At 70.5% G+C, this 10,144-nt stretch carries 8 protein-coding genes; 4 read left to right on the forward strand and 4 right to left on the reverse strand.

Annotated features, from left to right (window positions below):
* Positions 1–145 precede the first annotated feature (145 nt).
* The 4 genes from OEY_RS0114260 (at position 146) to OEY_RS0114275 (ending at position 3,414) form a co-directional block, all read left to right on the forward strand.
* Entirely contained in the window at positions 146–1,183 is a 1,038-nt protein-coding gene (locus tag OEY_RS0114260) for a DUF5914 domain-containing protein (RefSeq protein WP_010594533.1), read from the forward strand.
* Between the two features lie 98 nt (positions 1,184–1,281).
* Complete coding sequence (locus OEY_RS0114265) at positions 1,282–2,355, forward strand: patatin-like phospholipase family protein (RefSeq protein ID WP_010594534.1); 1,074 nt, start codon at positions 1,282–1,284, stop codon at positions 2,353–2,355.
* Between the two features lie 105 nt (positions 2,356–2,460).
* Complete coding sequence (locus OEY_RS0114270; protein ID WP_010594535.1) at positions 2,461–2,808, forward strand: hypothetical protein; 348 nt, start codon at positions 2,461–2,463, stop codon at positions 2,806–2,808.
* A gap of 204 nt (positions 2,809–3,012) precedes the next feature.
* A complete protein-coding gene (locus OEY_RS0114275; RefSeq protein WP_010594536.1) occupies positions 3,013–3,414 on the forward strand; it encodes a TIGR02611 family protein in 402 nt (133 codons plus the stop codon).
* Between the two features lie 15 nt (positions 3,415–3,429).
* Here the strand turns inward: OEY_RS0114275 and otsB are convergent, their stop codons facing one another.
* The 4 genes from otsB to OEY_RS0114295 all read right to left on the reverse strand — a co-directional run.
* A complete protein-coding gene (gene otsB / locus OEY_RS0114280) occupies positions 3,430–7,389 on the reverse strand; it encodes a trehalose-phosphatase (protein ID WP_010594537.1) in 3,960 nt (1,319 codons plus the stop codon).
* 145 nt (positions 7,390–7,534) lie between these two features.
* On the reverse strand, positions 7,535–8,338 hold the full coding sequence (locus tag OEY_RS0114285) for an ABC transporter permease (RefSeq protein WP_010594538.1): 804 nt from the start codon (positions 8,336–8,338) through the stop codon (positions 7,535–7,537).
* Positions 8,335–9,318 (reverse strand): daunorubicin resistance protein DrrA family ABC transporter ATP-binding protein, encoded by a 984-nt coding sequence (locus OEY_RS0114290; RefSeq protein ID WP_010594539.1) that lies wholly within the window; start codon positions 9,316–9,318, stop codon positions 8,335–8,337. Before OEY_RS0114290 ends, OEY_RS0114285 begins: the two co-directional genes overlap by 4 nt.
* A 77-nt stretch (positions 9,319–9,395) precedes the next feature.
* The coding region (locus tag OEY_RS0114295; RefSeq protein WP_010594540.1) for an SDR family oxidoreductase at positions 9,396–10,144 on the reverse strand (749 nt) is incomplete at its 5' end.

Here is a 10,144-nt window from a genome sequence, read left to right on the forward strand (position 1 = left end):
TGGAACGCGCGGCCACCACGGGGTGGGAGGCCGCCAATGCCCTTCTCGCCCAATGGGGCATTGCCGGCCACGACCTGTACACGGTTCCCACCCGGGGCCGCTCGACGGTCCTGCGCCGGCTCGCCGCCCTGGAAAGGCGCCCCGCATGAGCGTGCTCGATCCGCTGTACCGTCGCTGGCCCGCCACCTGGCCCGTCCAGCCCATGGATCCGGACCACTGGGCCGCACAGGCGCCCACCTACCGGGGTGCCCGCCCCGAGCTGATCAACGCCGTCCTCGACCGCTCGCAGCGCCGCCCCTCCGGCAACTGGTACGTCGTGGCCGCCAGCCGGGACATCGGTGCGGAGCGTCCCTTCGGCGTCACCGTCGCCGATGTCGAACTCGTCGCCTGGCGCGACGGCGAGCAGGTGATCGTCGGCCCCGGCGCGTGCCCCCACCTCGGCGCGCCGATGTCGCTGGCAGCGGTGGACTGCGGTGCGCTGGTCTGCCGTTGGCACGGTCTACGCATCGACGCCGCAGGCGCGTACGGCTGGAAACCCTTCCCGAGTCACGACGACGGGGTGCTCGTATGGGTCCGGCTCGACCACGTCGGCGGGGAGACACCGACGGAACTGCCCGTCGTCCCCGAGCGTCCGACCGCCGACTCCCGCATCGCAGCCGTCGCCACCCTCGTCGGGGTGTGCGAACCCACCGACATCGTCGCCAACCGCCTCGACCCGTGGCACGGCGCCTGGTTCCATCCGTACTCGTTCGCCCGCCTCGAGGTGGTCGAGGCACCCTCCACCCACGGCAGCCCGGGCGACGAGGACCGGTTCGTCGTCGACGTCACCTTCCGGGTCGCCGGCCGGATCGGGGTTCCGGTCCGCGCGGAATTCACCAGCCCCGAACCGCGCACCGTCGTCATGCGCATCGTCTCGGGCGAAGGCGTCGGGAGCGTGGTCGAGACCCACGCGACCCCGCGTGGCACCGGCCCGGACGGCCGTCCCCGGACGGCGATCGTCGAGGCCGTCGTCGCCGACTCCCCCCGCCCGGGGTTCGGCATGGCCACCCGGCGCGCGGCCGCCGCCCTCCGCCCCCTCATGCAGCGCACGGCCACCCGGCTGTGGCGCGACGACCTGGACTACGCCGAGCGTCGCTATCAGCTCCGTGCCGCGACCTCACCGGGCCCCGTGCCCGGACGCTGACTGCGCCGCATCCCCGTCCCGCCGCCGCACCGTAGGTCGCCTCGGATTCGGGTCCGAGGACCCTGGTCCGCGCCGCGGCCCGCGCGCACAGTCGAGACATGCTCGACACCGTCCTCGACATCTTCCGGGTGCGCCAGTACTTCGACGTTCTCGCCCGCGGTCGGGACGTGGTCGACGGCGTGCGCACCGACACCGGATTCCTCGTCGACGTCGCGCGGGCGGCCCTGCAGCGGCCGTCGGGCCTACGGGACCGGGAACTGCATCCGTTTCCCGCGTTCGAGCCCTTCCGGGTCCGTGTCCGGGAGGGCGATCGGATCGCGCTGGCCGCGACCGGGGGCAGCGGAGCGCTCGCATCGCTGGTCGGGGTGGCCCGCGCACTGGAGGAGGGCGGGATCCGGCCGTCGGTCGTCTCGCTGTGCTCCGGTTCCGCGCTGTTCGGCTTCCCGATCGCAGCGGGCGTCCCCGCCGACGAGGTCGCAGCATTCACCCTCGCACTCGACCCCGCGGACTACATCGACGTCGACTGGCGACGCCTGCTCACCGTCGCACCGACCGTGGGCCGCGGCTTCGCCGGCATCCTGCGTGGCGACGCGCTCGAGGCCACGTACCGCCGCCTGCTCGGCGACATGACGCTCGCCGCGCTGCCCGTACCCGCCTACGCGCCGATCTGGAACATCGAGCAGAACCGCCTCGAGTACCTCGGGCCGCGAACGTATCCCGACCTGCCGGTGGCCCGGGCCGTGCACATGGCGGTCGCGCTGCCGCTGTTCGTCGCCCCCGTCGCACTCGGTGGGTTCCACTGGTGCGACGGCGGGATCGTCGACATCTTCCCCGTCCACCCGCTGCTCGACCTCGAGCAGCCTTGCGAGGTCACTCTCGCCGTGAACGGCTTCTACCCGCCCGGCTTCGAAGGCGAGGACGCCACCGGCTGGGCCGAACGCCGCGCGAGCATCCTCTACATCGCCGCTCAGGTCCGCACGTCCCAGCAGGTCGAGCTGGCACGGGAGAACCTGGCGCGGCTGCGCGCGGCCTCGCGCGTCTCGATGATCGAGCCGGTGCCGTACGCGAAGGTGCGGGGCGTCGGTTTCTACCGGCAGTTCCTCGGCACCCGGGACTGGCCGGAGTTCATGCGCGCCGGACGCGCCGCCGCCCGCCGTGTCCTGACGGCATGACTCGTCGGCAGCCGAAGTTGTCGGACCCCTGCGGCACTGTGTACAGCGTGCCCGTACGGGTACCACTCGACCGAACGGCTCGGGAGATTCCACGGGAGGTTCGACATGGCGAACGTAACGATGTTCCGTCGGGTGATCGCGCCGACCGCGGTGGCGTTCCCCTCCTCCGCGCTCGCGGACGCCCTGGTCGCTGCTGCGGCCGACGTGCCGCTGCACGGATCGGTGGCCCGCACGGTGGCGAGCAGCGTGGACGACGCGGCGCGGGCGCTGACCGCCGACGAGGGCGGGTTGTTCCCGTCGCAGGCGGCCGCCCTCGTCTACGAGTGCTTCGTCGGGGCGATACACGGGCTCGACACGATCGACACCGCGGTGGCACTCGGCGCCGTCTTCACCGCCTACCTGGACCGGCTCACCGCCGCCGGTCCCGTTCCGACGGACGTCGCGGCAGCCTGACCGGCCGGCGGACCGGCCCGCGACGTGCAGGTCCGCGTTCCCGGGCCCCGCCGTGACCGCCGGTCACCGGTAGACTGAAGGTCGACCCTGCCGTGCACGGCAACCTGGTATGACGAGAAGCAGGCTCGGTAGATCGTGAGTGAAGGACGGAGTGGGCACGCGGTTTCGCCCGGCCGGGCCGAGGCCCGGACCCCGGTATCCCCGTTGCGCCGGCTGAAGCAGCGATGGCTCCGCTGGCGGCGGCGCATCGAGCGGCGTCCCTCCCTGAACCTGACGTACCGCATCACCGTCGGGACCTTCGGAACACTGGTGTTCCTGGCCGGCATCGTGGCCATCCCCTATCCCGGCCCGGGCTGGCTCATCGTCTTCGCCGGCCTGGGGATCCTGGCCTCGGAGTTCGCCTGGGCGCACCGTCTGCTGCACTTCGCGCGGGGCCGCTACGACCGCTTCATGCACTGGTTCGGACAACAGTCGCTGGTGGTACGGGGTGCGGGAGCGCTCACGACCGGCGCGATCGTGGTCATGACCCTGTGGCTGCTCGGCACCCTCAGTCTGGCCGGCGGCTGGGTCGGGGTCGACTACTCGTGGCTCGAAAGCCCGCTCTGAGCTTCTCCCGGATCGTCACAGCATCCGCACCGTGTCGCCCGGATGCAGGCGTTCGACCCGGCCCCGGCACTCGATCTCGATCGGCCGCTGGATGCCCGCGCCCGCACTGACCTCGACCTGACGGCCGGAGATCCGCACCTGCAGGTGGTGTCCCCGGTAGAAGATCGGGAAGGCGAGCACACCGAGTTCCTCCGGCCACTGCGGGCCGAAGACCAGGCGGTCACCGCGGGCTTCGAGACCGGAGAAGCAACGCTGCAGCAGGTCGACGCTGCCGGCCATGGCCGCGAGATGGATCCCCTCCGACGTGGTGCCGCCCTGGATGTCGGCGATGTCGGACGCCAGCACGCGGTCGAAGAATTCCATCGCCTGACCGCGGTGTGCCCGGGCCAGTACCCACGAGTGGACGACCGCGCTCAGCGTCGACCCGTGCGACGTCCGTGCCATGTAGTAGTCGATCGTCCGCGGGATGGTCTCACCAGTCAGCTCGTAGCCGAGCCTCTCGAACAACTCCCGCAGTTCGTCCGCCGACAGCAGGTAGAACAGCATGAGCACGTCGGCCTGCTTCGACGCGCGGTAGCGGTTGACGTCGTCGCCCTCGGCCTCGAGAAGCCGGTCCAGGCGCTGGACGTCGCCGTGCCGGCGCCGGTATCCCTCCCAGTCGAGTTCGGCGAGGTCCCCGTAGCCTTCGAACTGGCTGATGACCTGATCGTGGAAGGGCACGAACATACGCCGGCTGACATCCTCCCAGCGCGCGGTCTCGCGCGCGGTCAGACCGAGGGTGTCGACCAGTTCGGTGCGCATCCGCAGCGGGATGATCTCCAGCGCGTCGAGGGCGCGCAGGATCACCCAGACCGCCATGACGTTGGTGTAGGCGTTGTTGTCGATACCGTCGAACGGCGCGTCCGGATAACCGGAATGGAACTCGTCGGGGCCGATGACGCCCCGGATGACGTACCGGTCGCGGGCGTGGTCGTAGGTGGCGATGTCGGCGAAGAACCGGGCGATCTCCACCAGCATCTCGGCACCGTAATCCGCGAGGAACCCGAGGTCCCCGGTCACCTGGTAGTACTGCCACACGTTGTGCGCGACCGCGACCCCGATGTGATGCTGGCGCCAGCTCGCGTCGGGATTCCACCGTCCCGACTTCGGATTGAGGTGAACCTGCTGGCTCTCCTCACGGCCGTCGCTGCCGGACTGCCACGGGAACATCGCGCCGGTGTGACCGGCCTCCCGCGCCGCGCGGCGCGCCTCGTCCAGCCGGCGGTACCGATAGCGCAGAAGGGAGCGGGTCAGTCCCGGCAACCGCAGGTTCAGCACCGGCAGCACGAACAGCTCGTCCCAGAAGATGTGCCCGCGGTACGCCTCCCCGTGCAGCCCCCGCGCCGGAACGCCGACGTCGAGCTCCGCGGTGTTCGGCGACAGCGTCTGCAGCATCTGCAGCAGGTGCAACCGCACGATGCGCAGACCTTCGCCGTCGCCCCCGAGGTAGATGTCCACCCGGTCCCACAGGTGCACCCAGGCGAGAACATGTCCTTCGAGCGTTTCCTCGAAGCGTCCCGTGCGGGCCAGCCAGCGGGCCGCTTCCTCCGACGGCTCGGACACCGCCAGGTCACGCCCGGTGAACAGGGTCGCCATCTTCTCCAGGGTCACGGGCTGGTGGGCCGCCACGTCGAGCGCGATGATGTGTCCGACCCGTCCTCCCGAATCGAGCAGGGTGTACTCGGCGGGGACGCGTTCGCCGTCGCGCCACAGCGTGCTGCGGGCAGCCACGGCGACGGGAATCCGGGACTGGTTGGTCAGGACCGTCATACACACCGAGTCCTCGGACAGCCGGGCGGTGTGCAGCAGCCGCAGATGGTTGCCGTCGAGGTGCCGGTAGCGTTCGACGAGCGTGTTGCGGACCGAGCCGTCGACTTCCGACCGGATCTCGAGCCGCCCCGTCCAGTCCTCCGGGACGATCGTCGTCTCGAGGCCGCACACGTGCGGCTGGTGCATCGCGACGAACCGTCGCTGCACGACCGTCGTGCTGCGGCCCGCAGCGTCGCGGAAACGCAACCGCCGGGTGAGCACGGCCCGGCGCAGATCGAGGTACTGGCAGTACTCCCGCACGTCGACGGCGTCGATGTCGAACCACTCACCGCCGTCGATGCGGAAGGTGACCGGCAGCCAGTTCGGCAGGTTCACCATGCTCTCGTTGTCGATGGTGCGACCCGCCACCTCGTCCGTCAGGCGGTTGAAGATCCCGGCGGCGTACGTGCCGGGGTAGTGCACGGTGCCGGCGTGGGATTCGGGGGCGCAGCCACGGGTGGCGAAGTACCCGTTGCCGACGGTGCACACGGCCTCGCGCAGTTTCTCGGCCGGCGGATCGTAACCCTCGAAGTACAGCGTCCAGGCGTCGTGGCGCGGACCGACCTCCTGGTTCCCGCCCCACAGTTCGGCGAGCTGCTGCAGCAGTCGGCGGACCTGCTCGGGACCGTCCAGCGAGAACTGCGCTGCCGACCGGCGGTCACCGTCCTCGTTGTGGCACACCACGATTCCGAGCCCGGTGCCGGCAAGCGCGTCGAACGCGTCCTCGTCGGAGATGTCGTCCCCGATGTAGACCGGCATCGGGTCGTCCTCGTCGCGCACGTGCTCGAGCACCCATTCGAGGGCGCGGCCCTTGTCCCAGTCGACATCGGGGCGGAGCTCGACGACCTTGCGACCGGTCGTGACCCGGAGGTGGTCCTCGGCAGCGGCGATCTCGCGCACATCGGCGACGAGTCCGTCGGCGCGGTCCGGGGGGACGTTGCGGTAGTGCACGGCCACGGTGAACCGCTTGTGCTCGATCACGACGCCCGGCACGTCGTCGAGCCGTTCCTGCAGGGCGGCGGCGGCCCGCTCGAGGCAGGGCACGGCGGCCAGGGCCGCGTCGTTCTGCCGGTGCTGCCCGTCGGGGCCGACCAGCTCGAAGCCGTGGCTTCCGACGTACCACAGTCCCGGGAGACCGACGCGGGTCTGCACATCGGCGAGGTCCCGCCCGGAGACGACGGCGACGGTGCACTCGCTCGCCAGCGTGGACAGCACCGCCGACGCGCCGTCGAGAAGCGTGGCGGCTGCGGGATCGTTCACGATCTCGGAGAGCGTGCCGTCGAAGTCGAGAAAGACCGCGGGCCGGCGTTTGCCGAGCAGTGCGGTCAGCTGCTGGAACGAGGCCAGGCCGTCCGGAATCTGGGACATCCGGCGGTCGCCGGTGCGCACCGCCAGCTCGGCGAGGTCCTCGACCACCACGTCGGCGCCGCGGCGCTGCAGTTCCTCGCGATGGTGGACGCGGTCCACGCCGACGACGAGCCCGAATCCACCGCGTCGGCCCGCGGCGACGCCCGCCTCCGCGTCCTCGACGACGACGGACCGGGCCGGGCGGACCCCGAGCCGGTGGGCGGCCTCGAGCATGGCTGCGGGGTCGGGCTTGCCGGGCAGCCCGAGTTCGTCGGAGACCACGCCGTCGACTCGGACGCCGAACAGATCCGCGAGCCCGGCGGATTCGAGCACGAGCGTGCAGTTGCGGCTCGAGGTGACGACCGCGGTGTCGAGTCCGGCCTTCTGCACCCGGCGCACGAGCTCGACGCTCGACTCGAACACCGGGACCCCGTCGCGATGGATGCGCTCCCGGAACATCTCGTCCTTGCGGGCACCGAGACCGCACACGGTCTCCATGTCCGGGCCGTCGTCGGGATTCCCCCACGGCAACGTGATCCCGCGCGAGGCCAGGAAGTCCGCGACGCCGTCGACACGCGGCTTGCCGTCGACGAACTTGCGGTAGTCCTCGTCGGTGAACTCGCGGTGGTTCTCACCGTCGTGGTCGGGGCGCTGGGAGAGATACCGGTCGAACAGCTCCGCCCATGCCGCGGCGTGGACCGCTGCGGTGTCGGTGACCACTCCGTCGAGGTCGAAGATCACCGCGTCGTGACGGCGAGGGTCGATCACCGGCCCGCTCATCGCTCTCTCCCGGTCGATTCGTCCATGTCGGCCTGCTTCCCTGTCCTGGCTCGGCAGGCCCACTATCCCACGCCGACCGGCCTCGCTCCGGCTCCTTGGGACATCCGGCGTCGACCGGGGACCTGCGCCTCCGGTCCAAGGTCCCTCAGCGGCTGACGGCCTTCTGGTAGCGACGGATCGCGAAGGGCACGAAGACGATCAGCATGGCGGCCGTCCACAGCAGCGACGCGAGGATCGGGTTCTGCAACGGCCACGCATCCGAGACGGGCATCGTCGGATTGGTGTTGCCGAACAGCTCCCGCACCGCCTGCGTCAGCGCCGAGACCGGGTTCCATTCCGCGATCGTCTGCAGCACCGGTGGCAGCGAGGAGATGTCGACGAAGGTGTTGGCGACGAACGACAGCGGAAAGATCACCATGAAACTCGCGTTGTTGAACACCTCCGGCGTGCGGATCCACATCCCCACCACCGCCATCACCCAGGACAGCGCGTAGGCGAACAACAGCAGCAGCGCGTATCCGGCGAGGGCCTCCCCGAACGACGAGTGGATCCGCCACCCGACGAGCAGACCCGTCAGCGACATGACCACCAGGCTGAGCACGTTGATGAGGACGTCGGTGGAGGTGCGGCCCACCAGCACCGCCGACGGCGCCATGGGCAACGAGCGGAACCGGTCGATGATGCCCTTCTGCAGGTCCTCGACCATGCCCAGACCGGTCCAGGTCGCCCCGAAGATCACCGTCTGGGTGAAGATGCCGGCGATGAGGAACTCGCGGTAGGACATCCCCGGAACCTGGATCGCGCTGCCGAACACGTACGCGAACAGCAGCACGAACATGATCGGCGAGAGCATCGTGAAGACGATGAGATCGGGCACCCGCTTGATCTTGATGACGTTGCGCTTGGCGATGGTGACGCCGTCCGACACCATCATCTGAGCCGTGTTCATCCCACCGCCTCCTCGATCTTCTCGTCCGCCTCGTGCCCGGTGAGGGCGAGGAACACGTCGTCCAGTGTCGGTTTGCGCAGCGCCACATCGGTGACGCGAATGCCGGCCGCGGACAGGCGGCCGAGCGCCGTGGCCAGCGCATCGGCGCCGCTGCCCGTCGAACCGGTGTCGCTGAGCGGCACGGTGACGCGACCGGAACCCGCGTCGGCCTGGATCTCGCCGACCGCGAGGTCGTCGAGCTCGCGGCGCACAGCCGGGATCGTGGCGGCGTCCGCGACCCCCAGCTCGATGCGTTCCCCGCCGACGAGGCGCTTGAGTTCGTCGGCGGTACCGCGGGCGATCACGACCCCCCGGTCGATGACCGCGATCCGGTCCGCGAGCCGCTCCGCCTCCTCCATGTACTGGGTGGTGAGCAGCAGCGTCGTCCCTCGCGCGACGAGCTGGTCGATGACCTCCCACAGCTGCAGCCGGGCCCGCGGGTCCAGACCGGTGGTGGGTTCGTCCAGGAACAGCACGGGTGGTTGCGCCACGAGCGCACCGGCGAGGTCGAGCCGGCGCCGCATGCCGCCGGAGTAGCCCTTGACCGGACGGTCCCCCGCCTCGACCAGGTCGAACTGTTCGAGCAACTCACGTGCCCGCTCGCGGCTGCGTTTGATGCCCAGATGATAGAGGCGGCCGACCATTTCGAGATTCTCGAAGCCGGTGAGGTATTCGTCGACCGCGGCGTACTGGCCCGAGGCGCCGATGCGCGCACGCAGCGCGCGTGCATCGGCGACGACGTCGAGTCCCGCTACGGTGGCCCGGCCCTCGTCCGGCACGAGCAGGGTGGTGAGCACCCGCACCGTGGTCGTCTTGCCGGCGCCGTTGGGCCCGAGCAGCGCCGTCACCGTCCCTTCCGGGACTCGCAGATCGATTCCGTCGAGGGCCGTGACCGGTCCGTACCTCTTGATCAACCCCTCGGCGACTATGGCGTCGGCCATGAGTCCTCCCCGTCGTCGGATGTGCGCCCCAGTGTGCTACAGACCTCCGACAGGTTTCGAGCGGTTTTCCCGGCTCGTCAGATGCCGGCCAGCAACCGTTCCTGATAGCGCCGCATTCCGGCGAGCCAACGGTCGTAGTCGGCTCCCTTCATCCGGTACATGTCGAGGACCTCGGGGTGCGGGAGGATCAGGAACTGCTCGGCCTCGACGCCCGCGAGCACCACCTCCGCGACGTCGGCCGGTTCGAGGACCGCGCCCGCGGACGTGACGGCCCGTGTGGCCGCCGCGCCCAGGCCGTCGCCGGCGGTCTCGCCCTCGTGCAGCAACTGAGTGTTCACTCCCATGGGGCACACGCAACTGACGCGGATTCCCTTGCCGCCGTAGGTGACCGACAACCACTCGGCGAATCCCACCGCGGCGTGCTTGGTGGCCGAGTAGGTCGCCGATCCGATCTGGGTGAGCAGCCCCGCGGCGGAAGCCGTGCTCACGAAGTAGCCCTCCCCTCGCTCGAGCCACCGCGGCACCATCAGTTGCGCGGCGCGCACGTGCGCGCGCAGGTTCACATCGAGTGCGCGGTCCCAGGCGGCTTCGTCGGCGTCGAGTCCCGCCCCGCCCCCGATCCCGGCATTGGCGAAGTACAGCGCCACGGGACCGAGGTCGGTCTCGGCGCGGTCGACGATCGCACGGATACGGTCGGGATCGGAGACGTCGGCACCGACGCCCACGGCCAGACCGGCGCCCTCCGGATCGAGTTCGCGAGCCACCCGGCACGCGGCGTCGCCGTCGAGGTCGGCGACGAGCACCCGCGCGCCCGCGGCTACGAGGC

Source organism: Rhodococcus sp. P14 (assembly GCF_000256505.1).
GTDB lineage: Bacteria > Actinomycetota > Actinomycetes > Mycobacteriales > Mycobacteriaceae > Rhodococcus > Rhodococcus ruber.